General features: G+C 73.1%; 20 protein-coding genes and 1 riboswitch. Of the genes, 5 read left to right on the top strand and 15 right to left on the bottom strand.

Annotation, left to right across the window (positions count from 1 at the left end):
• Window positions 1–123: 123 nt before the first annotated feature.
• Both O7598_RS11765 and O7598_RS11760 read right to left on the bottom strand, forming a co-directional pair.
• Window positions 124–1,173 carry an aldo/keto reductase gene (locus tag O7598_RS11765; RefSeq protein WP_269691359.1) on the bottom strand — a complete coding sequence of 350 codons (1,050 nt, stop codon included), beginning with the start codon at window positions 1,171–1,173 and terminating at the stop codon, window positions 124–126.
• A gap of 78 nt (window positions 1,174–1,251) precedes the next feature.
• Window positions 1,252–3,192: an ATP-binding cassette domain-containing protein gene (locus O7598_RS11760; protein ID WP_269691358.1), complete on the bottom strand. Its 1,941-nt coding sequence runs from the start codon at window positions 3,190–3,192 to the stop codon at window positions 1,252–1,254.
• A gap of 223 nt (window positions 3,193–3,415) precedes the next feature.
• Here O7598_RS11760 and pgi point away from each other — a divergent pair, with 223 nt between their 5' ends.
• Together pgi and O7598_RS11750 are read left to right on the top strand one after the other, a co-directional pair.
• On the top strand, window positions 3,416–5,050 hold the full coding sequence (gene pgi, locus O7598_RS11755) for a glucose-6-phosphate isomerase (RefSeq protein WP_269691357.1): 1,635 nt from the start codon (window positions 3,416–3,418) through the stop codon (window positions 5,048–5,050).
• Between the two features lie 389 nt (window positions 5,051–5,439).
• Window positions 5,440–6,864, top strand: a complete 1,425-nt coding sequence (locus tag O7598_RS11750) for a vanadium-dependent haloperoxidase (RefSeq protein ID WP_269691356.1) — start codon at window positions 5,440–5,442, stop codon at window positions 6,862–6,864.
• Window positions 6,865–7,111: 247 nt separating this feature from the next.
• Here the strand turns inward: O7598_RS11750 and O7598_RS11745 are convergent, their stop codons facing one another.
• The 5 genes from O7598_RS11745 to O7598_RS11725 are packed head-to-tail and all read right to left on the bottom strand — an operon-like array spanning window position 7,112 to window position 10,930.
• Complete coding sequence (locus O7598_RS11745) at window positions 7,112–7,522, bottom strand: type II toxin-antitoxin system Phd/YefM family antitoxin (protein ID WP_269691355.1); 411 nt, start codon at window positions 7,520–7,522, stop codon at window positions 7,112–7,114.
• 38 nt (window positions 7,523–7,560) lie between these two features.
• Window positions 7,561–8,103 (bottom strand): GNAT family N-acetyltransferase, encoded by a 543-nt coding sequence (locus O7598_RS11740; RefSeq protein ID WP_091055706.1) that lies wholly within the window; start codon window positions 8,101–8,103, stop codon window positions 7,561–7,563.
• Window positions 8,104–8,153: 50 nt separating this feature from the next.
• Window positions 8,154–9,875, bottom strand: a complete 1,722-nt coding sequence (locus O7598_RS11735) for an acyl-CoA dehydrogenase family protein (protein ID WP_269691354.1) — start codon at window positions 9,873–9,875, stop codon at window positions 8,154–8,156.
• Window positions 9,872–10,450 (bottom strand): PadR family transcriptional regulator, encoded by a 579-nt coding sequence (locus O7598_RS11730; RefSeq protein WP_269691353.1) that lies wholly within the window; start codon window positions 10,448–10,450, stop codon window positions 9,872–9,874. Before O7598_RS11730 ends, O7598_RS11735 begins: the two co-directional genes overlap by 4 nt.
• A gap of 39 nt (window positions 10,451–10,489) precedes the next feature.
• Entirely contained in the window at window positions 10,490–10,930 is a 441-nt protein-coding gene (locus tag O7598_RS11725) for a hypothetical protein (RefSeq protein ID WP_269691352.1), read from the bottom strand.
• Window positions 10,931–11,039: 109 nt separating this feature from the next.
• Window positions 11,040–11,150, top strand: a riboswitch (SAM riboswitch).
• 242 nt (window positions 11,151–11,392) lie between these two features.
• Between O7598_RS11725 and O7598_RS11720 the strand changes: the two genes are divergently transcribed.
• The 3 genes from O7598_RS11720 to O7598_RS11710 are packed head-to-tail and all read left to right on the top strand — an operon-like array spanning window position 11,393 to window position 13,805.
• Window positions 11,393–12,250, top strand: a complete 858-nt coding sequence (locus tag O7598_RS11720; protein ID WP_269691351.1) for an ABC transporter substrate-binding protein — start codon at window positions 11,393–11,395, stop codon at window positions 12,248–12,250.
• A 38-nt stretch (window positions 12,251–12,288) separates the two neighbouring features.
• Window positions 12,289–13,065 carry an amino acid ABC transporter permease gene (locus tag O7598_RS11715; protein WP_269691350.1) on the top strand — a complete coding sequence of 259 codons (777 nt, stop codon included), beginning with the start codon at window positions 12,289–12,291 and terminating at the stop codon, window positions 13,063–13,065.
• The gene (locus O7598_RS11710; RefSeq protein ID WP_269691349.1) at window positions 13,062–13,805 is read left to right on the top strand and encodes an amino acid ABC transporter ATP-binding protein; all 744 of its coding nucleotides are present in this window, start codon (window positions 13,062–13,064) and stop codon (window positions 13,803–13,805) included. The genes O7598_RS11715 and O7598_RS11710 overlap by 4 nt, the downstream gene beginning before the upstream one ends.
• Here the strand turns inward: O7598_RS11710 and O7598_RS11705 are convergent, their stop codons facing one another.
• The 8 genes from O7598_RS11705 to O7598_RS11670 all read right to left on the bottom strand — a co-directional run bounded on the left by O7598_RS11705 (window position 13,806) and on the right by O7598_RS11670 (window position 21,876).
• Window positions 13,806–14,726, bottom strand: a complete 921-nt coding sequence (locus O7598_RS11705) for a carbohydrate ABC transporter permease (RefSeq protein WP_269691348.1) — start codon at window positions 14,724–14,726, stop codon at window positions 13,806–13,808.
• Window positions 14,723–15,736: an ABC transporter permease gene (locus O7598_RS11700; RefSeq protein ID WP_269691347.1), complete on the bottom strand. Its 1,014-nt coding sequence runs from the start codon at window positions 15,734–15,736 to the stop codon at window positions 14,723–14,725. The genes O7598_RS11705 and O7598_RS11700 overlap by 4 nt, the downstream gene beginning before the upstream one ends.
• Window positions 15,733–17,412: an extracellular solute-binding protein gene (locus O7598_RS11695; protein WP_269691346.1), complete on the bottom strand. Its 1,680-nt coding sequence runs from the start codon at window positions 17,410–17,412 to the stop codon at window positions 15,733–15,735. Before O7598_RS11695 ends, O7598_RS11700 begins: the two co-directional genes overlap by 4 nt.
• A 102-nt stretch (window positions 17,413–17,514) precedes the next feature.
• Window positions 17,515–18,204 carry a RibD family protein gene (locus O7598_RS11690; RefSeq protein ID WP_269691345.1) on the bottom strand — a complete coding sequence of 230 codons (690 nt, stop codon included), beginning with the start codon at window positions 18,202–18,204 and terminating at the stop codon, window positions 17,515–17,517.
• A complete protein-coding gene (locus O7598_RS11685) occupies window positions 18,201–18,830 on the bottom strand; it encodes a GTP cyclohydrolase II (protein WP_269691344.1) in 630 nt (209 codons plus the stop codon). The genes O7598_RS11690 and O7598_RS11685 overlap by 4 nt, the downstream gene beginning before the upstream one ends.
• A 68-nt stretch (window positions 18,831–18,898) precedes the next feature.
• On the bottom strand, window positions 18,899–19,840 hold the full coding sequence (locus O7598_RS11680) for a lysylphosphatidylglycerol synthase transmembrane domain-containing protein (protein WP_269694844.1): 942 nt from the start codon (window positions 19,838–19,840) through the stop codon (window positions 18,899–18,901).
• Window positions 19,841–20,035: 195 nt separating this feature from the next.
• The gene (locus tag O7598_RS11675) at window positions 20,036–20,842 is read right to left on the bottom strand and encodes a class I SAM-dependent methyltransferase (RefSeq protein WP_269691343.1); all 807 of its coding nucleotides are present in this window, start codon (window positions 20,840–20,842) and stop codon (window positions 20,036–20,038) included.
• Entirely contained in the window at window positions 20,839–21,876 is a 1,038-nt protein-coding gene (locus O7598_RS11670; RefSeq protein ID WP_269691342.1) for a glycosyltransferase family 4 protein, read from the bottom strand. Before O7598_RS11670 ends, O7598_RS11675 begins: the two co-directional genes overlap by 4 nt.
• Between the last annotated feature and the right edge of the window lies 1 nt (window position 21,877).

The following is a 21,877-nucleotide window of genomic DNA, read 5'->3' as shown; positions in this document are numbered from 1 at the left end:
GCAGGGACTTCGAGATGGGTGCCGTCGGGCCTGCCGGCAGGCCCGACGAAGTGGGCATCCCGAGAACGAGCACGCGAGCACCAGCACCGCGAGGACGGGCACCGCGAGGACGAGCACCGCGGGTCAGGCGGCGGCGCGCTCCGGCAGTGGGCGGCGGCGCTGCGCGGGATCGGTAAGCGTCGGCGGGGACCACGCCCCGTCCGGCTGGTAGAGGTTGACCCCCGGCGGCACGATCTCGTCGATCCGGTCGAGCACCGCGTCGTCGAGCGTCAGCGTCGCGCCGGCGAGCAGCGCGTCCAGTTGGTCCATGGTGCGCGGCCCGATGATCGTGGAGGTGACCGCCGGATGCGCCGCGGTGAACGCCACGGCCAGTTGCGGCAGCGTGCAACCGACGTCGTCGGCGAGCGCCGCCAGGTCCTCGACGGCGGCGTACTTCGCGGCGTTGCCGGGCAGCGCCGGGTCGAACCGGGCCGGGGTGAGCGCCGGCCGGCCGGCGGTGAGGTCGACCGGCCGGTCCCGCCGGTAGCGCCCGGACAGGAAGCCGGCGGCCAGCGGGCTCCAGACCAGCACGCCCATCCGGTAGCGGCGGCAGACCGGCAGCACCGACGTCTCGATCCCGCGCGCCAGGATCGAGTACGGCGGCTGCTCGGTGCGGAACCGGCCGAGCGCCCGTCGTTCGGCGACGTGCTGCGCCTCCACGATCTCGTCGGCCGGGAAGGTCGAGCAGCCGAACGCGCGGATCTTGCCGGCCCGGACCAGGTCGGTGAGCGCGCCGAGCGTCTCCTCGACGTCGGTGGTGTGGTCGGGCCGGTGGACCTGGTAGAGGTCGATCCAGTCGGTGCCCAGCCGGCGCAGGCTCTCCTCGACCTCGCGGACGATCCAGCGCCGCGAGTTGCCGCCCCGGTTGGGGCCCTCGCCCATCGGGAAGTGCACCTTGGTGGCGAGCACCACGTCGTCACGCCGGCCGCGCAGCGCCTTGCCGACGATCACCTCGGACTCCCCCGCCGAGTACATGTCGGCGGTGTCCACGACGTTGACGCCGCGGTCCAGCGCCGCGTGCACGATCCGTACGCAGTCGTCGTGGTCGGGGTTGCCGACCGCGCCGAACATCATGGTGCCGAGACAGTGGACGCTGGCCTCGATGCCGGTGCCGCCGAGGACGCGGTAGCGCATGGGAACTCCAGGGTGTGACGCCGCGCTGACCGGGCGGCGGCCGGTCCGGTCACGGTAGGGGTTCGAGTGCGCTGGAGGTCAACGGTCGGCGGCCGGCCCGCCGGCGCCGGCCAGGTAGCCGGACGCCTGCAACTCGAACAGCTCCCGGTAGAGCCCGTCGGTGGCCATCAGCGTCTCGTGGTCGCCGGACTGCACCAGCCGGCCGTGGTCCATGACGAAGATCCGGTCGGCGTGCCGGACGTTCGCGAGCCGGTGGGTGATCAGCACGACGGCCCGGTCCGGGTGTCGGCGCAGGTGCGCGAAGAGGGCGTGCTCGGCGCGCGCGTCCAGTGCCGCGGAGGGCTCGTCGCAGATCAGCAGCCGGGCGTCGCGGTAGAGGCCACGCGCGGCCACCAGCCGCTGCCACTGCCCGCCGGACAGGTCCTGGCCGTTCTTGAACTGCCGGTCCAGCAGGGTGTCGTACCCGAACGGCAGCTCACTGATCATGTCGTGCGCGGCGGCGTCGCGCGCGGCGGCCTCCACGCTGGGGCCGCCCGGCCCCGACCGGTCGTGGCGGCCGACGCGGATGTTCTGCCCGGCGGTGAACGGGAACTTCCACCATTCCTGGCTCATCACGGCGACCTGCGCGGCGGTCTGCCGCGGGTCCAGCTCGGACGCGTCCACCCCGTCCCAGCGGATGCTGCCGCCGGTGGGCCGGTAGAGGCCGGCGATCAGCTTGGCCAGCGTGGTCTTGCCGGAGCCGTTCTCGCCGACCAGAGCGACCACCTCGCCGCGCCGGAAGCTGAGGCTGACCTCGTCGACGGCGGCGCCCTCGGTGTCCGGGTAGCGCAGGCTGACCCGGTGGAGGTCGATCCGGTCGAACCCGACGACCGGACGGTCGCCGCCGGTCGGCACCCGCCGACGGGCCCGGTCGACGAAGTCCCGGTAGTCCTGGTAGTAGAGGGCGTCCTCGTAGAGCGAGTTGGTGGCGAAGATGGCGGTGTGCAGGCTGCTGCGCGCGGACTGCAGGGCGAGCAGCGCGGTGGCGGCCGCGGCCAGCGCGACCACACCGGTGAGCAGCAGGCCACCGAGCACCAGGTAGAGCCCGAACGTGGCGAGCCCGGTGACGGAGAGGCCGATCCCCCGGGTGATCGTCTGGGCGCGGGCCAGGCGCAGCTCGGCGCGGGTCTCCAGGCGCGTCATCAGCCGGTATTCCGAGAGCAGGAAGTCGCGCATCTGGTAGGCGCGGATCTCGGCCGCGGTGTGCCGGTTGGCCATCAGGTCGCCCAGCATCCACTTGCGGCGGCGTCGGGTGATCCGGGCGAGCCAGTCGACGCGTTGCCGGCGGGCCATCCGCACCGCCGTCACCGCCTCCGGGGCGGCGGCGACCAGGAGACAGGGCAGCAGCAGCGGGTGGATGATGGTCACCGCCGCCGCGGTCGCCACCACGCCGACCACGCCGGTGACCAGGTTGACCGTGTCGTTGACCAGGGATCCCGCCTCCGCCACCCCGCGGTCGCGGGCACGGTCCATCTCCTCGGCGAAGCCGGCGTCGTCGAAGGCCGCCAGCTCGACCTCGGAGGTCGTCTCGAACAGGCGCTGCTCGACCGTGTAGTTGATCTGCGGGATGAGCCGGGCCTGCGCCCACCCGGCGGCGACGGTGAGCGCGCCGCGCGCGGTGACGGCCGCCGCGGCCAGCGCCAGCGCGGGCAGCGCCGCGCGGATCCGCGTCGGTGTCGGACCGGCCGCGAAGAGTTGCTGGAGGACGCCGGTGGTGGCGAGCAGGCCGAGCGTGGTGAGCACCCCGGCGGCGACGTTGAGGCCGAGCGACGCCGCGGTGTCCCGGCGGCTGCTCGACCAGGCCAGGCTGACCGCCTCGCGGACCAGCTCGGGCAGCCTCCGCGCCACCGACCAGAAGCCGGTGTTGGCCAGTTCGGTCGCGCGGTGCATCCAGTGCGGGTCGACCAGCTCCGGCAGCGCCGACTCACCGGCCGGCTCGTCCGGGTCGGATGCGGAACGCGGGTGGATCACCCCGGCCATGACACCTCCTCGGTCGCTCAGGCAGCAGGATCCTACTGTCGGCAATAATTCGATGTCAGCCAGTGATGGGCGTGTCGAACAGGTGTCGGAACCGCGTGTCGCCCCGGACGTGCTCGGCGGGTGGGCGACGCCGGGTCGCGTCGCGACGAGCGGCTCCGGGTGGCAGGCTGGTGGGGTCGCCGGCGAATGCCGACCGCCCGTCGTGAAGGAGAAGATCGACCCGATGGCTGTGGACGTCACCACCACCGACGAATGGCAGGCGCTGCGCAAGCACGCCGAGGCGATGCGCGGCACCCACCTGCGTGAACTCTTCGCCGCCGACGGGCAGCGGGGCGAACGGCTCACCGGCGAGGTCGCCGACCTGCACGTGGACTACAGCAAGAACCTCGTCACCGACGAGACCGTCGCGCTGCTCACCGCGCTGGCCGAGCGGGTCGACCTGACCGGGAAGATCGCGGCGATGTTCGCCGGGCGGCACATCAACGTCACCGAGGACCGCGCCGTGCTGCACACGGCGCTGCGGCTGCCCCGCGACGCCTCGCTCACGGTCGACGGCCAGGACGTGGTCGCCGACGTGCACGCGGTGCTGGACCGGATGTCGACGTTCGCCGAGCGGGTGCGCTCCGGCGCCTGGCGCGGCCACACCGGCGAGCGGATCACCACCGTGGTCAACATCGGCATCGGGGGCTCCGACCTGGGCCCGGTGATGGCGTACGAGGCGTTGAAGGCCTACCGAGACGCGGGGATCAGCTGCCGGTTCGTGTCCAACATCGACCCGACCGACATCCACGACAAGACCACCGACCTGGACCCGGCGTCGACGCTGTTCGTGGTGGTCTCCAAGACGTTCTCCACGCAGGAGACGCTGGCGAACGCCGACCAGGCGCGGCGCTGGCTGCTGGCCGGGCTGGACGCCGACGACGACGCCGTCGCCCGGCACTTCGTCGCGGTCAGCACCAACGAGCAGCGGGTCCGCGACTTCGGCATCGACCCGGAGAACATGTTCGGTTTCTGGGACTGGGTGGGCGGGCGCTACTCGCTGCCGTCCGCGGTCGGGCTGTCGGTGATGCTGGCGGTCGGCCCGGACCGGTTCCGCGAGATGCTGGCCGGCTATCACGCCGTCGACGAGCACTTCCGTGCCACGCCGGTCGAGCGCAACCTGCCGGCGCTGCTCGGCCTGCTCAACGTCTGGTACACCGACTTCCTCGGCGCGGAGACCCATGCGGTGCTCCCGTACGCGCAGTACCTGCACCGGTTCCCGGCCTACCTGCAGCAGCTGACCATGGAGAGCAACGGCAAGTCGGTGCGCGTCGACGGCTTTCCGGTGACGTACCCCACCGGGGAGATCTTCTGGGGCGAGCCCGGCACCAACGGTCAGCACGCCTTCTATCAGCTGATCCACCAGGGCACCCGGCTGATTCCGGCGGACTTCATCGCGTTCAGCCGGCCCAACCACGACCTGGGCGACATGCACGATCTGTTCATGTCGAACTTCTTCGCCCAGACCGCCGCGCTCGCCTTCGGGCGGACCCGGGAGCAGGTGGAGGCCGAGGGCACCGCGGCCGAGGTGGTGCCGCACCGGGTGATGGCCGGTAACCACCCGACCACGTCGATCCTGGCGCCGAAGCTCACGCCGGCGACGCTGGGGCAGTTGATCGCGCTCTACGAGCACATCGTCTTCACCGAGGCCGCGGTCTGGGACATCAACGCCTTCGACCAGTGGGGGGTGGAGTTGGGCAAGGTGATGGCCAACCAGCTGGCCCCGAAGCTCACCGGGCCGGATCCGGACCTCGCCGAGGTGGACACCTCCACGGCCGAGCTGATCCGCCGCTACCGCGCCGAGCGCGGCCGGAGCTGACCGACCGGCGACGCCCGGGCGGGCCGACCCGCCCGGGCGTCGCTGTGACCTGCGGGTACGCCGACCCGCAATTCGGTTGCATCGAATTGCCCACTGATTACTCCCCGACACTCGACATATTCGTCACCGTCTCGCCTTGACCCGTCGCACAGGCCGTCGCAACTATGGATGAGCCGACATCGATTCGCATTTCGAGAGCGGCACGGCGGACCACCTCAGCGGTGGGCGGCCGGTTCACGACGGGGGCTCGACGGGGAACAGTATTCGCACCTCAGGAGCCGGACGTCATTCCGGCTGCACTGACGCGCGCGCATTTCCCCGGCACCCGGATCCGTTGTGGAACGGCATTGCCGCCACCATTCGTCAACGGAGTGGCAACGGGGGAAATCGTGGATCAGATCCTGTACTGGAACGAGGTGGCGCTGGAGGCGAACCGGGTCACCCACACCACGGGTGACGCGGCCGAGGCGCGATCCCAGGGCCCGGTGGGCAGCGCCCGCGCGCTGGCCGTCGTCCACCTGGCCATGCACGACGCGTACGTCGGTCTCACCGGGGCGTACGAGCCGTGGCTGGGCGACCGGCTGCCGGAGCCGCCGGCCGACGCCGACCCGGACAGCGCCGTGGCCGCGGCGGCCCGGACCGCGCTGGCCGCGCTGCATCCCGCGCAGCGGGCGTTCTTCGAGGCCCGTCACCTGGCCGCGGGTCTGGTCGCCGGCAAGCACGACGCGGCCGGGCACGCCTGGGGGCGCCGGGTCGCCGAGGAGGTGCTGCGGCTGCGCGCCGCCGACCCCGACCTGGGCGACGACGGCTACGTGCCGTCGTTGGCCCGGCAGCACCACCGCGTCGACCCGGACAACCCGGGGCAGGGCTACCACGCGCCGTTCTACGGCGCACGCTCCCGCTGCTTCGCGGTCACCGCCCGCCACCAGCTCGACGAGCCGCCCCGCCCGGGCGACCGGGCGTACGAGCGGGCGCTGCGCCAGGTGCGCGGCAAGGGCGTCGCCCCGCACCTGGCCGGCACGCTGCCGGACCGGCTGCCGCAGCGGACCGCCGCCGAGACCGCCGTCGGGCTGTTCTGGGCGTACGACGGCGCGCGGGGCATCGGCACGCCGCCCCGGCTGTACAACCAGATCGTCCGGGCCGTCGCCCGGGCGCAGGGCAACGACACGGCCCGCAACGCACGCCTCTTCGCGCTGGTCAACGTCGCGATGGCCGACGCCGGGATCCTCTGCTGGACGGACAAGTACCGGTACGACCTGTGGCGTCCGGTCCTCGGCATCCGCGAGCACGACAGCTCACTCGGCCCGACCGCCGCCGGCGACGCCGCGCTCGACCCCGCCACCGACATCGGCTGGCTGCCGTTGGGCGCGCCGAACACCAACAGCGTCGGGCAGAAGAACCGGACGCCGAACTTCCCGGCGTACCCGTCCGGGCACGCCACGTTCGGCGCGGCGGCGTTGCAGTCGGTGCGCCAGTTCTACGGGCGGGGCGCGTACGGCCCGGACGGCCTCGCCGACGGGTTGGAGTTCGTCTCCGACGAGCTGAACGGGATCAGCGTGGACAACACCGGGACGGTGCGCCCGCGGTGGGCCCGCCGCTTCCCGGACGGGTTGTGGCAGATGATCGAGGAGAACGGCCTGAGTCGGGTCTACCTGGGCGTGCACTGGTCGTTCGACGCGTTCGCGCTGGACGACGACGGCCGCGTCGACCTGGCACGGAACATCGGCGGCGTCCGTCTCGGGCTGGACGTGGCCGACGACCTGGCCGCGAACGGGCTGCGCGCCGACGCCGCGGCCGGCCCCGTCGAACCCTGAGCCGTCCGCCCGGTCGAACGGCCGAGCCCGAACCGCGGCGGTCGCTGGGCCGCCGCTCGGACGGCCGTCGTGCCGCGCGCCACGGGGGTGCGCGCGGCACGACGGCACCTCCCCGGACCACGGCTTCCGTCGGTGATCGCGCCCCACCCGGCTCGCGGGTGGACCGCCGGGGTGTCAGGGCTCAGACACCCATGCCGTTCCACCCAAGCCCGAGCCACGCGGAGGGCAGGGCGGGAGCGGAGTGGGGTCAGCGGCGCAGGAGGTCGGCGTGGGCGGCCTTCAGGCGGGCGAGCGCGGGGTCGCCGGCGGGGGCGCGGCGATCCAGCTCGGCCCACGCCTCGGCGAGCGCGTCGGTCAGGGCGCGCAGCTCGGCGGCGTGTCGCCGGCCGGACTGGCGGTGCAGTTCCTCCAGGCGGCGGGCCCAGCCGGCGCTGATCGCGGCCACCCGCTCCGCATCGGCCCGGGCCTGCGCGCCGGTGCGGGCGGCCGGCGCGGGCACGATCGCGGCGATCGGGCGGGGGTCGCCGTCGCGGGTGACCACGGTGACGGTGTCGGTCAGCTCGGCCAGGGAGACGAGTTGGGTGAGCCGGGTGCGGACCTCGCGCAGCGGCAGGGCGCGCGGCTGGGGGGACCGGTCGGCCAGTGCGGGGACAGCCATGGACACATGTTGACGTCCGGGTACGACAAGAAAGTCGCTCAGGCCGTCCACTCCGGCGCCAGCACCGACCAGACCTCCATGTCGGCCCGGCCCTCCGGCACCGGCGCGGCGTCGCGGAGCACCCCGTCGCGGCGCATGCCGAGACGCCGGGCGACCGCGATGCTGCGCTCGTTGCCGGCCCGCGTCACCCACTCGACCCGGTGGATGCCGCGCTCCCGGACCGCCCAGTCGACGACGATCCGGGCGGCCCGGGTGACCAGGCCCTGGCCCTGGGCCTCCGCCTCCAGCCAGCAGCCGGCCTCGCACACCCCGCGGGCGGTGCTCAGCGACACCAGCAGCACTCCCCCGACGAGCGTGCCGCGCTGCCAGATGCCCCAGATCCCGCCGTCGTCGCGGGCCCACCGGTCGGCGTACGCCTGAAGGACCCTGCGGGCCGACTCGGCGTCGGTGGCCACGAACGACGCACCGACCCAGGGCGCGATGTGCTCCCGGCAGCGGTCCAGGTTGGCGAGGAACTCGTCGGCGTGCCAGGGCTGCAACGGCCGCAGCTCGGCGTCGTCGGTCAGGGCGATCGCGAACATCCGTGCAACCTACCGGTCGTAGGTGGCGTCCCGCCTGCCGATTCCGCCGGTCACTGCCGCATCTCGTACGCCCCGGCCAGGTCGGCCACCCGCTGCCACACCCGGGCCGTGCGGTCGGCGTCGACGACCGGGCGCCGCAAGTGGGCGAGCGCCCAGGCGGCCTGCTCGTCGCTGGTGGCCGGCTTGCCGTGCAACTCGGTGGCGTAGCCGGAGAAGTCCCGCACCAACAGGTCGAAGATCTCGTCCAGCAGGTCCGTGTCGAGGCCGGCCGGCTCGGCCTGCTCCAGGATGAGCTGGCCGTAGACCACCAGCGCGAAGAGCTGGCCGATGGTGAGCAGGAAGTCCAGGTCGCGCTGCTGCGCCTCGTCCGGCGCGTGCGCGGCGAGCAGCGCGACCAGGCCGTCGGCCTGCTCCCGGAACCGGGCCACGTTGGGCACCCGGGCGTACGCGTCGTAGGCGGCGCGCCAGTCGTGGAACCGGATCGCACCGAGGCCCCGCGCCGGGCCCTGCCGGAACAGGAACTCGTCGTCGGCCGCGTCCCGGCGGGTCGGCACCGCCGGGTGCGACTGCGGCCGGAACAGGTAGTTGGGCATGAACTTGAGGATCAGCGCCAGGTTGACGTGCACCGTCCCCTCCAGCTTCGGCAGGCCGCGGATGTCCTTGGCGGCCTTGTCGAAGTAGGTGTCGGCCTCGAAGCCCTTGGCGGCGATGACGTCCCAGAGCAGGTCGATCACCTTCTCACCCTCGGTGGTGACCTTCATCTTGGTCATCGGGTTGAACAGCAGGTAGCGGCGGTCGTCCGGGCCGGCCGAGCGGAAGTAGTCCACCGCCCGGTCGCTGAACAGCTTCATCGCGACCAGGCGGGCGTACGCGTCGGTCAGCTCACGGCGCACGTGCGGGAAGTCGGTGACCCGCCGGCCGTACAGCACCCGGCCGTGGGCGTGGGTGACCGCCTCGTACATGGCGTGCTCGCAGATGCCGATGGAGGCGGTGCAGAGGTTGAACTTGCCGACGTTGACGGTGTTCAGCGCCGCGTCGAAGGCGGCCGGCCCGGTGTGCAGCACGTCCTCGGCGCGTACCGGGTAGTCCTCCAGCCGGAACTCGGAGACGTACATCTGGGCGTTGACCACGTTGCGGACCAGCCGGTACGCCGGGTGCCGGCTGTCCGCAGCGAAGAACACGTAGCCCTCGGGGCCCTCCACGTCGGCGCGCCGGCCGAACACGGAGACCAGCCCGGCGACGTTGCCGTTGCCGATGTAGTACTTGCCGCCGGTGGCCCGGAACCCGCCCTCGCCGTCGGGGGTGAGCAGCATGTCGGTGGCGTAGATGTCGGCGCCGTGCGGCCGCTCGGAGAGGCCGAACGCCATCACGTGCCCCTGGTCGAGCAGCTCGGCGGCGCGGGCCCGGGCGGCGGCGTTGCCGCTCTGCCAGACCGGGCCGAGGCCGAGCACGGTGACCTGCCAGGTGTACCAGTAGCCGAGCCCGTAGAAGCCGAGGATCTCGCTGAGCGCCGCGTTGCGGGCGGTGTCCCACCGCTTGTCCTTGTCGTCGCCGCCGGCGCCGGCGGGGGTGAGGAACGTGGCGAACAGGCGTTCCCGGGCGGCGAAGTCGAGGAAGTCGGCGTACCACTCGCGCTCGTGGTAGCTGTCGACGAGCGCGCGCTTGCCCCGGTTCTCGAACCAGTCGATGGTGGCGCGCAGCAGTCGACGGGAGGTCTCGTCGAGGTCGGCGGGGTCGTAGCGGTGCGGGTGGAACAGCAGCGGGTCGCTCACGGCGCGGGCCTTTCCGGGTCGGGGTCGGGGTCGAGGGCGCGGAGGGTGGCCAGGACGTCGTCCAGCCAGGCCAGCACCATCCGCTCGTACGCGATGCCACCGCGCAGCACGACGTGCTGGAGCGCCGCCCGGGCGTCCGGTGCGGCGGGGTCGGCGAAGTCGCGGCGTTCGCCGGCCAGGTAGCCGGCGAGGACGGACTCATGGTCGGCGCGGTAGCGCTCGACCTCGGCGAGCAGGGCGGCGCGCCCGGCGGCGTCGTCGAACGCGGCGCCGCGGATCTTCACGGCCAGCTCGTGCCGGACGGCCTCCGGGCGCACCGGGGCGTGCAGCCAGCCGAGCAGCGCGGCCCGGCCGGTGGGGGTGACCGACCAGACCTTCTTGTCCGGCAGGCTCTCCTGGTCGACCTGGACGCCGGTGATCCGGTCGTCGTCGGCCATCTGCTTGAGGACGCGGTAGATCTGCTGGTGGGTGGCGGTCCAGAAGCGGCCGATCGAGCGGTCGAAGCGACGGGCCAGCTCGTAGCCGGAGGCGGGTTGCTCCAGCAGCGAGACGAGGATGGCGTGCTCCAGCGACATGCCGGCCATCTTGCTATGCACTTTGTTGCATAGCAAGCCCTAGTCGGGCAGGTATCCCCGCAGCGCGTCGAACTGCGCCACGGTCAGGTAGGACGGGTTCGCCGCCTGCGGCTGCCGGAACACCTCCGCGCCGGCCAGCACCGGATCGGCGCGGAGCAACGCCCGGCGCACCCGCCACGGCTCGTCGAGAATGGTCAGGTCCAGCGGCAGCGTCCACGGCCCACCCGGCTCCCCCGGCACCGGCGCTCCGGCGACCCGCCCCACCCCCCACACGCCGTACGGCGCGCGGCCTCGACTGCCGCTGGCCCAGAAAACCACCGGCTGCCCGGCGCGCATCAGGCGGACCCGGTAGCCGGGCCGCACGCACCAACTCCCCACCCGGGGGTCGGCGGCGAAGCGGGCGGTCAGGTCCACCTGCTCCGCGTTGCCCTTGATCAGCCAGGCGCCGAGATCGTCCAGGGTCACCCGCCGGGAGTCCATCGGGCCATTCTGCGTCGCGGGCGCCGGCGCCGCCCGGTAAGGCACGGCGCGTGAGGGTGGTCATAACGGCTGGACGCCCGGCGGACCCGTGCTGCTAGCCTTCTCGGCAGGTCATGAGCGCCAGCGTCAAGCCCCGGCTCGCTGGCCGGCAACCCTCCACCACGGTGGGGTGCTCCGGGTGAGGACCAGGCGCCGGCAGCCGTCGGCGCAAGCGTGGCCTGGCACCCAGGTCAGCACCGACGACCAGGGAGACCCGATGTTCGCCCCACCCCTCGCACAGGCCCGCCCTCTGCTGGTCAAGCGCCGCCACGTCGACCTGATGCGGGTGTGCAGCGACCGCTGTCGCGTCGCGCGCTGACCGAGCGTTCCAGCCCTTTCCCGATCCACCCTCCCGGCTCCGCCGCGCCCCGGCGACGCCAGCACCGGCGCGCGCCGCGCGTCCGTCCACTCTGGAGAGTTCCTGTGCGTATCCGTACCGCCCTGACCCGCGTCGCCGCGCTCGGCGCCGCCGCCGTGCTCACCGCCACCGCGCTGACCGCCTGCGGCGGCGGTGGCGCCACCGACCAGGCCGACAACCCGTACGGCCTGCTCCAGCCCGGCGTGATCCGGGCCGGCACGCTCACCGACGCCCCGCCGAACGTCTACCTGAAGGACGGGAAGTTCACCGGCTTCGACAACGACCTGCTCACCGCCGTCGCCGGCAAGGTCGGCCTGAAGGTGGAGTTCGTCGGCACCGACTTCTCCGCGCTGCTCTCCCAGGTCAACAATCGCAAGTTCGACGTGGGCAGCTCGTCGGTCACCATCACCGAGGCCCGGAAGAAGACTGTGGACTTCGGCAACGGCTACGACTTCGGCTACTTCGGCCTGGACGTTCCCGCCGGCTCCCCGCTCACCGGCTTCGACCAGCTCACCGGCAAGCGGGTGGTGGTGGTCCAGGGCACCGTGCAGGACGACTTCGCCACCCGGGAGAAGCTGAACCCGGTGCGCGTGCCCGACTACAACGGCGCCGTCAACCAGCTCAAGGCCGGCACCGCCGACGCCTGGATCGCCCCGGCCGAGATCGGCGACAAGTCCGCCGCCGACAGCAACGGCAAGATCAAGGTCGCGGCGAAGCAGCTCAGCCCGGCACCGACCGCGTACGCGGTGGCGAAGGGCAACGACAAGCTGCGCGAGGCGCTGAACAAGGGCCTCGACGAGGTGATCGCGGACGGCACCTGGAGCCGGCTCCAGGCGCAGTACTACCCGGGCCGGCCGATCCCGGCCGACTTCACGCCCGGCAGCGGCACGGTCCCGGTGCCCTCGCCGTCGGCCGCCTCCTGACCAGGTAACCGCGAACGAGCAGGGCGGACGGAGGAACGATGGATCCACTGCGCACCCTCTGGGAAACCTTCTTCGACGGTGACTCGATGCGCGAGGCGCTGCCCGAGATGCTGACCGTCGGGTTGCCCAACACGCTGATCCTGGCCGTCTCCGCCGCCCTGCTCGGCTCGGTGCTGGGCATGCTGCTGGCGGTCGCGGGCATCTCGCGTACCCGATGGTTGCGGTGGCCGGCCCGGGTCTACACCGACGTGTTCCGCGGCCTCCCGGCCGCGGCGACCATCCTGCTCATCGGCGTCGGCCTGGCGCCGCTGGGGATGGAGGTCTGGGGGCCCAACCCCTACCCGCTGGGCGTGCTGGCGCTGTCGCTGATCGCCGCCGCCTACCTCGGCGAGATCTTCCGGGCCGGGATCCTCAGCGTCGAGGCCGCCCAACTGGAGGGCGCCCGGGCGCTCGGCTTCTCCTGGGGCGAGTCGATGCGGCTGGTGATCATCCCGCAGGGCGTACGCCGGGTGCTGCCCGCCTGGGTCAACCAGCTCATCGCGTTGATCAAGGACTCCAGCCTGGTCTACTTCCTCGGCCTGCTGGCCAGCCAGCGGGAGCTGTTCCGGATCGGGCAGGACTACGCGGCGAACACCGGCAACCAGTCCGCGCTGCTGCTCGCCGGTCTGTTCTACCTGCTGCTGACCGTGCCGCTGACGCACGCGGTCAACTGGCTGGACCGGCGGCTGCGGCAGGGCCGCCCGGCCGCGCCGCCCGAGCCCGAGCCCGACCTGGCGCCGGCCGGCGTCACCCCGACCGGAGGGAACCCGCGATGAGCACCAGCACCGCCGGCTCGGTCAGCCTCGCCGTCCGCGACGTGCACCTGGCCTTCGGCGCGCACCGGGTGCTGCGCGGCGCCGACCTGGACGTGGCCCGGGGCGGCACCGCCTGCGTGATCGGGCCGTCCGGCTCCGGCAAGTCCACGCTGCTGCGCACGATCAACCGCCTGATCGAGCCGGACCGCGGCGACGTGCTGCTGGACGGACGCAGCGTCCTGCGCGACGACCCGGACGCCCTGCGGCAGCGCATCGGCATGGTGTTCCAGCAGTTCAACCTCTTCCCGCACCTGAGCGTGCTGCGCAACGTCACGCTCGCGCTGCGCAAGCTGAAGAAGCTCGGCGAGGATGAGGCGGTGGCGCTCGCCCGGGCGCAGCTCGACCTGGTCGGGCTGGCCGCCAAGGCCGACGCCCGCCCGGCGCAGCTCTCCGGCGGGCAGCAGCAGCGCGTTGCCATCGCCCGGGCGCTCGCGCTGCGCCCGCAGGTGATGCTCTTCGACGAGGCCACCTCGGCGCTGGACCCGGAACTGGTCAAGGGCGTGCTCGCGGTGATGGCGGACCTCGCCGCCGCCGGCATGACCATGGTGGTGGTCACGCACGAGATGGGCTTCGCCCGCACCGTCGCGGACACTGTCGCGTTCATGGACGCCGGCGTGGTGCTGGAGGCCGGGCCGCCGGCCGCCGTGTTCGAGGCGCCGGCGCACCCCCGGCTGCGGCGGTTCCTGTCCCAGGTGCTCTGATCAGCCCTTGACCGCGCCGATCAGCACGCCCTTGATGAAGTGCCGCTGCACGAACGGATAGACCGCGACGATCGGCGCGACGGTCAGCACCACCACCGCCATCTTGACCGCCTCGGTCGGCGGCATGTTCACCCCGGTGGTGCCGCCGGCGGTGTGCGGCGCCTGCCCGGCCAGCAGGTAACTCTGCAGCACCCGCTGGATCGGGTACATGTCGTTGCGGTCCATGAACAGCAGCGCGTCGAACCAGACGTTCCAGTAGCTGACCGCGTAGAAGAGGCCGACCACGGCGATGACCGCGCGGGACAGCGGCAGCACGATCCGGCCCAGGGTACGGAAGTCGCTGGCCCCGTCGATCCGGGCGCTGTCCAGCAGCTCCTGCGGGATGCCCTGGAAGAAGCCGCGCACCACGACGAGGTTGAACACGCTGATCGCCGGCGGCAGGACCAACGCCCAGATGGTGTCCTTCAGGCCCAGCCCGGTGACCACCAGGTAGCGGGGCACCAGCGGCGGATAGACCAGGAACGGGATCAGGAAATACGCCAGCAGCCAGCGGTGACCGACCGACGTCGGCCGGGACAGCCCGTACGCGGCCAGCACGGTGACGGTCAACGCGATCGCCGTGCCGATCACGGTGACCAGCGTGCTGATCCACAGTGCCCGGGTGACCGCGCCGCCGGCCAGGATGGTCTGGTAGGCCGAGGTGTCGATGCTCTTCGGCACGATCACCAGGCCGCCGGCGTCGGCGATGGTCTGCCGGGAGGAGAGGCTGGTCACCAGCACCACCCAGAGCGGGAAGAGCACCCCGAGCACCAGCAGCGTGAGCAGGACGGCCTTGAGTCCCTGACCGACCGGGGTCGGTGGCTCCTCCCAGGCCGGGCGGCGGGCGCGGGCGCCGGACGGCCGGCGGATGGTCACGGTCATGACTTCGAGTAGATCCCTCGTTCGCCGAGCATGTGCGCCACCCGGTTCGCGGCCAGGATCAGCACCAGGCCGACGACGGCCTTGAACAGCCCGGCCGCCGCGCCGTAGCCGTAGTTTCCGGTGGCGATGGAGAAGTGGTAGACGAAGGTGTCGAGCACCTCGGCGGCCTGCCGGCCGACCGCGTCGCGTTGCAGCAGGAACTGCTCGAAGCCGACCGAGAGCGCGTCGCCGAGGCGCAGGATGAGCAGCAGGACGATCACCGGGCGCAGCCCGGGCAGCGTGATGTGCCACAGCCGTCGCCACCGCCCGGCGCCGTCCGCGGCGGCCGCCTCGTAGAGGTTCTGGTCGATGGTGGACAGCGCGGCCAGGAAGACGATGGTGCCCCAGCCCACGTCCTTCCAGACCGCCTCGGCCGTGACCAGGACGATGAACGTGTCCGGGTTGGTCATCACGTTCCACGGCTGCATGCCGGCCTCGCGCATGGTCTGCGCCAGCAACCCGGCGCCGCCGAGCATCGCGACGAAGAAGCTGACCACCAGCACCCAGCTGAAGAAGTGCGGCAGGTAGACGACCGTCTGGACGAAGCCGCGCAGCCGGCTGGAGAGCAAATTGTGCAGCATGACCGCGAGCAGGATCGGCAGCGGGAAGAAGAAGACGAGCTGGAACGCGGTGATGGCGAGCGTGTTGCGGAACGCGTCCCAGAAGGCCGGGTCGTCGAAGAGGAGCTGGAACTGGCCGAAGCCGATCCAGTTGCTGTGCGTGAACGCCGCCCACGGGTTGTCGCCCAGGTAGGGGTTGTAGTCCTGGAACGCGATGACGTTGCCGGCGATCGGCAGGTAGCTGAAGACCAGCAGGATGAGAAAGCCGGGCGTGACCATGGCCAGCAGTTGCCAGTCGCGGCGCAGCCGGCTGCCCAGCGGCACGCGCCGGCGGCGGGGCGCGCGGTTCGGTGGGGCCGGGGCGTCGGGTCGGGCCCGCTCGGGCCCGACCACGACGGCCGGCTCGCTCACTTGGCCGCCTTGGGCAGCGAGTCGGCGAGCAGCTTGCGGGCTTCCTCCCCGCCGTTGGCCTTCCACTCGTTGACGATGGCGTCCACGTCGCTCAGCGGACGCCGGCCGCGCAGGACGTCGGTGAACTTGTCCTCGGTCGGCACCTGGTTGGCCTTGTAGGCGGCCGGCATCTCCAGCTTGACACCGTCCCAGGGATCCTTCTCCAGGTACTTGACCATCTGGTTGGAGTAGTTCAGCACGTCCGGCACGTAGCGCGGGGTGTCCGGGAACGGCCCGATGGTGGGGTTGCGGCCGCTGATGAAGAAGTATTGGTTGGCGATCTCCTTGAACGCCAGGTCGGTCTTGACCGGCCCGTTCGGCGACCTGGTGTGGTGCTTGCCCTCGACGCCGAAGTCGCGGAGCTGGGCCTCCTGGCTGCCCAGCGGCGCGGAGCACCAGTTGATGATCCGCAGCAGCTCCTGGACCCGGTCCTTGCCGAGGCCCTTCTTGACGAAGGTGTAGGAGATCGGCTTGTCCGCCCGCCAGACGAGCGGGTCGCCACCGGTGGCGGAGAAGACCGGCACCGCCTGGATGTTCAACTTCGGGTTGGTCTTCTGGTGCTCGGCCTGGGCGCCCTGCCACATGCCGGTGCCGTCCTGCTTGAAGATGATCGCGCCGTTCTTGGCGAACAGTTGCTTGGCGTCCGCGCCCTTGCTGGCCACGATGTCCGGGTGGACCAGGCCGTCGGAGTAGATCTTGGCCATCACCTCGAGCGCCTGGCGGAACTCCGGCGTCTCGTACTTGAACTCCGGCGTCCCGTCGGAGCGCAGCCGCCACCCCTGCTTGGAGGCGGGCACCCGGTGGAACATCTGGATCATGGCGAAGACGTCGTCGAACGCCCACACCTTGCGGGCCGGGTCGGTGACCTGCTTGGCGACGGAGAGCAGGTCGTCCAGGTTGGTAGGCAGCGCCAGGCCGCGCGCGTCGAGCAGATCCTGGCGGGCGAACAACACCCACGGGAACGGGGAGTCGGTCGGGTTGGGCACGGACACCAGCCGCTCGTTCCAGACCGCCTCGCGCCAGGCCCCGCTCGGGAAGCTGGCAAGCATCGGGTACGCCTTCACGGCGTCGCCCTTGAGGTGGTCGGTGAGATCCTCGAAGAGCACCTTGATCGCCTCGGCGAAGCGCGGGATCTTCTCCACCTCCCACCCCGGCACGCAGAGCAGCTCCGGCACGTCCCGCGCGCCGAACATCGCGTTGAGCTTGTCGGCGTAGGTGATGCCGTCCTGGATGGTGAAGTTGACCGGCGTGCCCAGCTCGGCGTTGACGGCCTGGAGGTAGGCGCTCTGCGCGACGCCGGGCGGCGCCGGGCCCCAGGCGGGCGTCATCGCGGTGACCTGCTTGCCGCTGGTGCCCGGCTTCTCGGTGACGGCGTCGACGAGGGTGGCCGGGTAGCTGGTGTAGCCGTCGGCCACCGGGCGGGTGCCGACGATGTCGGGCTTGATGCCGCCGGCCAGATCCTTGTGCGTGGGCAGCACGCCGGAGACGGCGTCGAGCTGTTGGGCGCCGCCGGACCCGGCCGGCTTCTCGGAACAGCCGGCGAGCAGCGGGCCGGCGGTGGTGGCGGCCACGCCGAGGCCCACCAGGCCGAGGAAGTGACGACGGGAGGAGCCCGGTTCGGGGTGGTGCACGCTCATCGGTCCCCCTTTCGGAGGGATGCACGGAGGAGTGTTCGTATGGATGGTCAACAAACTAATCTCGACCGTGAGCTTGCACAAGAGCGAACCGGGCAGCGTCGGTCAGGCCCGACAGCGGTCGGAGAGCGCGTAGCGGGTCAGCACCACGTCACCGATCTGGCGCACCTCGACCACCCGGGCCCGGCGGCCCGGGTGCCAGGGGAAGCGCCCCTCCCCCACGAACCGGGGCGCCCGGCCGTCCCCCACGAAGAACGGCGCGACCACCAGGTGCAGCTCGTCGGCGAGGCCTGCGGTGAGGAACTGACGGTGCATCGTGCCGCCGCCCTCGACCATCAACTGGCCGATCCCGCGCCCGGCGAGGTCGGCAACCACCGCCTCCGGGGTGACCGGCTCACCGGCGTCGACCACGGTCGCCACCGCGCCCACCTGCTCGCGGGCCTTCTCCACCACCCCGCTCGGGCAGTAGACGAGCTTCAGCCCGTCACCGAGGCTGAAGAACCGCGCCGTCGGGTCGAGGTCGCCGCTGCCGGTGACCGTCACCTTGACCGGCGACGGCGGCAGCCCCCGGGCCACCCGCTCGGCCCGCCGCCGCTCGCTGCGGACCAGCAGCCGGGGGTCGTCGCGGCGGACCGTGGCCGCACCCACCATGATCGCGTCGCACCCGGCCCGCGTCGCGTCGACCCGGTCCAGGTCGTCGTCGTTGGAGAGCAGCAGCCGCTCGGTGGTCGCGTCGTCGATGTAGCCGTCGATCGACATCGCACAGCTGAGCAGCACGTACGGGCGGGTGGTCACGGCACGAACGGCAGGTCGAGGGCGTGGTCGGCCCGGCTGACCTTGGCCGCCAGGTAGTCGGCGTTCGCCGGGGACAGGTGCACGCCGGTGACCACCCGGTCGGCCACCGTGACGCCGAGGCGCTCCAGCTGGGCCGCCTTGTCGGGGTTGTTGCTGAGCAGGGCCACCCGGTCCACGCCCAGCGCGGCGAGCATCTGCGCGGCGACGGTGTAGTCCCGCTCGTCGGCGCCCCGGCCCAGCGCCAGGTTCGCCTCGTAGGTGTCGAGGCCGCCGTCCTGCAACGCGTAGGCGTCGAGCTTGGCGTAGAGGCCGATGCCCCGGCCCTCCTGACGCAGGTAGAGCAGGTAGCCACCGGCGTCGGCGATCCGCTCGACCGCCTCGCGCAACTGCGGGCCGCAGTCGCAGCGCTGGCTGCCGAACACGTCGCCGGTGAGGCACTCGCTGTGCGGGCGCACCAGCGGCGGATCGGCCTTCCCGTGCTCACCCAGGCCGAACGCCAGGTGCTCACGGCCGTCCACCAGGCCGTGGAAGGTGTGCACCAGGGCGGTGGTCACGTAACCGTCGGGGAACCGAAGCGGGACCGTGACCCGGGTCCGGACCGTAGCGGTGGGCAGGGTTTCGTCCATGGTTCTCCTCCGTCCAGTCGCCGGGCTGGCCCGGCGACGCACACCTCGCACCCTCACCGTATGCGGGATCACCGACAGTTGCCGGGCTCCCGCCGGGGCAGCCGACGCGCCAGCAGCACCACCGCGCCGGGCAGGCTGGCCACCAGGACCAGCGCGCCGTAGACCGTGCCGGTGGCCACGCCCTGCGCGGCGGTCAGGCCGGCCGCCGCGAACGCCCAGGCGGCCACGCCCTCGCGCGGCCCGAAACCGCCCACGTTGAGCGGCAGGGCCATGGCCAGCAGAGCGAGCAGGGTGAGCGGCAGCAGGCGGGACAGCGGGGCGTCGGCGCCCGCGGTGCGGGCCGCCACCATGAAGGTGGCCAGGTGGCCGGCGAACACCACGGCTGAGGCGATCACCACACCGACCCAGGTCCGGCGGGCCAGCAGCCCGGAGCGGACGTCGGCGACCGCGGTGCGGGCCGCCCGGGCGAGGCGGGACGCGCCGGAGCGGGGCACCGCGCGGGCGGCGAGCACCAGCGCCACGGCGGCCACCGCGACGGCGGCGGCCAGCGCCGGCAGGTACGGGCGCACCGGTGACGGGAACGCGGCCAGCACCGCCACCGCGATGACCAGTTGCACCACCTGCCCCGCGGTGCGCTCCCACACCACCGCGCGTACGCCCCGGGCCAGGTCCCCGGCGTCGCGCCCGTGGCGCACCGCGCGGTGCACGTCGCCGAGCACCCCGCCGGGCAGGGTGGAGTTGAGGAAGATCGCCCGGTAGCAGTGCGCCACGGCGGCCCGCATCGGCAGCCGCACGCCCAGCCCGCCGGCGACCAGCGACCAGCGCCAGGCGCAGCAGACGGTGGTGATCACGCCGATGCCCAGCGCGGCGGCGAGCGCCGGCACGTCGATCAGCCGCAGTCCGGCCAGGAACGGCCCGGTGCCCACGTACGCGACGAGCGCGGCGAGCACGGCCAGCCCGGCGGCCGGGCGTACCCACGCTCGACCGCGCCGGGCCGGACGGGGCCGCACCGGCGACGGCGCGGGCCCGACGGCCGGCGGCGGTCCGACCGGTGGCACCACGGCGACCGGCAGCGGCCCGGGCGGCACGACCGGCACCACAGCGGTGGGCACCGGCCTGGTCGGCACGGACACGGCGACGGCGACGTGTGACAAGCGGTCCTCCCTCGTTCCCACCGGATGTCACGTGTCGGCGGGCCGTACGGTTCACCCGGCGAGCAGGTCCGCGTGGTGCAGCACCACGTCGACCCGGCCGGCGGCGGCCTCGTCGAGCCGCCACTGGGTATACGTCCGGGCGGGGCCGGCCAGATGCGGACGTTCCTCGACGGCCGCCTCGACCCAGCCGGTCAGCCACTCGGCGGTCAGCGCGGCCTGCTCCGGCCCGAGCCGCCACGGGGTGGGCCGCACGGCCACCTCGACCCCGTGCCGGCCGAACGCGGCCACGGTGGCCGCCACCGCGTCCGGTCCGAGCAGCGTCCGCCCGTCGACGGTCCGCCGCTGGTGGGCGTTGAACGCGTCGGCCAGCTCCCGGTCGAGCGGGTCGGCCGGGGTGAACTCGGCCCGACCGGAGACGGTGAGCGCGAACAGCGTCGGGTGGCCGGCGCACGCCGCCGCCATCCGGTCGATCTCGTCGGCGGTGAGCATGTCCAGCAGCGCCGACGCGGTGACCAGGTGGGCGTCGGCCAGGTCGGCGGCGGTCAGGCGGGTGATGTCCGAGCCGCGGGTGGTCACCGCGACCGGGGCGCCGTCGGCGGCGGTGAGCCCGCCGTCGGCAAGCGCCAGCAACGCCGCGTCGCGCTCGTGCAGCACCCAGTGCTGCGGGCCGGGCAGCCGGGGGGCGAGCCAGCGGGCCATCGAGCCGGTGCCGCTGCCCAGGTCGTGCACGACCAGCGGGCGGTCGGCGGGCAGCCGGTCGCGGACCGCGTCGGCCAGCTCGACCGAACGGGCGGCCGCGTCGGCCGGCTCGCGCAGCCGCAGCCAGTCCGCGAAGCCGGGTGGGAGTGAGGTGGTCATGCCGCGGTCGCCTCCTTCAACGCCGTTGCCAGCCGGTCCACGGTGACCGGCCAGCCGGTGAGGGTGTCCCGCCGCTGCCGGGCGGCGCGGCGCAGCCGGTCCCGCAGCCCGGGATCGGTGAGCCAGCGGCGCAACGCGGCGGCGGTCGCGCCCGGATCGTCCGGCGGCACCAGCAGGCCCGGCCGGTCGCCGCCGGGGGCGTGCCCGAGCGTGGCCGGCAGGCCGCCGGCGTCGGCGGCCAGCACCGGCACGCCCCGGGCCAGGGCCTCGGTGACCACCATGCCGTACGTCTCCCGCCGGGACGGCTGGACCAGCAGATCCGCGGCGGCGTACGCGTCGGCCAGGTCCGCGCCGCTGCGCGCGCCGGCCAGCCGGACCCGGGCGGTCAGGCCGGCGTCGGTGAGCCGCCGGCACACCCGGTCGACGAACGCCGGGTCCCGGTCGAGCGGGCCGATCCAGTCGCAGGTCCAGCCCAGCTCCGCGACCTCGGCGAGCGCGTCGGCCAGCACGTCGTGGCCCTTGATCGGGGTGACCGCCGCGACGCAGAGCAGCCGGCCGCCGCCGGGTGTGCCGGGGGCGACCGGCGCCGGTTCGACGCCGGGCGGGGCGACCGCCACCCGGTCCGGGGCGAGCGGGTAACGCTCCAGCAGCCGGCGCCGGGTCCACTCGCTGGTGGCGACCACCGCGGTCGCCGTGGCGAGGGCCCGCCGCTCGGCCTCGTCCTCGATCGGCAGGTGCACCAGCACCACCAGGCGCAGCCGCGCGGCGTGCGGGGCGAGCACGCCCGGCACGGTGGAGGCGACCAGGCCGTCGAGCAGCACTGTCGCGCCGTCGGGGAACCCGCCGAGCAGCGCGCCCAGCGCGGCCCGTTCCGGCGGGCCGGGGTGTGGCCAGCCACCCGGCACCTGGTGCTCGTGCACGGTCCAGCCGAGCGCGGCCAGCCCGTCGCAGACGTGCCGGTCGTAGGCGTTGCCGCCGCTGGGGTTCGCCGGGTCGTCGATGTCGCCCGGCAGCACCACGTGGACGGCGGTCATC

The organism is Micromonospora sp. WMMC241, assembly GCF_027460165.1.
Taxonomy (GTDB): domain Bacteria; phylum Actinomycetota; class Actinomycetes; order Mycobacteriales; family Micromonosporaceae; genus Micromonospora; species Micromonospora humi.
Note: the sequence above shows the minus strand (reverse complement) of the source record. Positions and strands in the feature narration are given on the sequence as shown.

Bases quoted from the DNA above. Each gene is read 5' to 3' on its own strand.
- O7598_RS11740 (WP_091055706.1), bottom strand. From the start codon at position 8,103: ATGTTCGCGATCGCCCTGACCGACGACGCCGAGCTGCGGCCGTTGCAG.
- O7598_RS11730 (WP_269691353.1), bottom strand. From the start codon at position 10,450: ATGTCGCTGGAGCACGCCATCCTCGTCTCGCTGCTGGAGCAACCCGCC.
- O7598_RS11745 (WP_269691355.1), bottom strand. From the start codon at position 7,522: ATGGCTGTCCCCGCACTGGCCGACCGGTCCCCCCAGCCGCGCGCCCTG.
- O7598_RS11715 (WP_269691350.1), top strand. From the start codon at position 12,289: ATGGATCCACTGCGCACCCTCTGGGAAACCTTCTTCGACGGTGACTCG.
- O7598_RS11705 (WP_269691348.1), bottom strand. From the start codon at position 14,726: ATGACCGTGACCATCCGCCGGCCGTCCGGCGCCCGCGCCCGCCGCCCG.
- pgi (WP_269691357.1), top strand. From the start codon at position 3,416: ATGGCTGTGGACGTCACCACCACCGACGAATGGCAGGCGCTGCGCAAG.
- O7598_RS11760 (WP_269691358.1), bottom strand. From the start codon at position 3,192: ATGGCCGGGGTGATCCACCCGCGTTCCGCATCCGACCCGGACGAGCCG.
- O7598_RS11725 (WP_269691352.1), bottom strand. From the start codon at position 10,930: ATGGACTCCCGGCGGGTGACCCTGGACGATCTCGGCGCCTGGCTGATC.
- O7598_RS11765 (WP_269691359.1), bottom strand. From the start codon at position 1,173: ATGCGCTACCGCGTCCTCGGCGGCACCGGCATCGAGGCCAGCGTCCAC.
- O7598_RS11670 (WP_269691342.1), bottom strand. From the start codon at position 21,876: ATGACCGCCGTCCACGTGGTGCTGCCGGGCGACATCGACGACCCGGCG.
- O7598_RS11675 (WP_269691343.1), bottom strand. From the start codon at position 20,842: ATGACCACCTCACTCCCACCCGGCTTCGCGGACTGGCTGCGGCTGCGC.
- O7598_RS11685 (WP_269691344.1), bottom strand. From the start codon at position 18,830: ATGGACGAAACCCTGCCCACCGCTACGGTCCGGACCCGGGTCACGGTC.
- O7598_RS11695 (WP_269691346.1), bottom strand. From the start codon at position 17,412: ATGAGCGTGCACCACCCCGAACCGGGCTCCTCCCGTCGTCACTTCCTC.
- O7598_RS11710 (WP_269691349.1), top strand. From the start codon at position 13,062: ATGAGCACCAGCACCGCCGGCTCGGTCAGCCTCGCCGTCCGCGACGTG.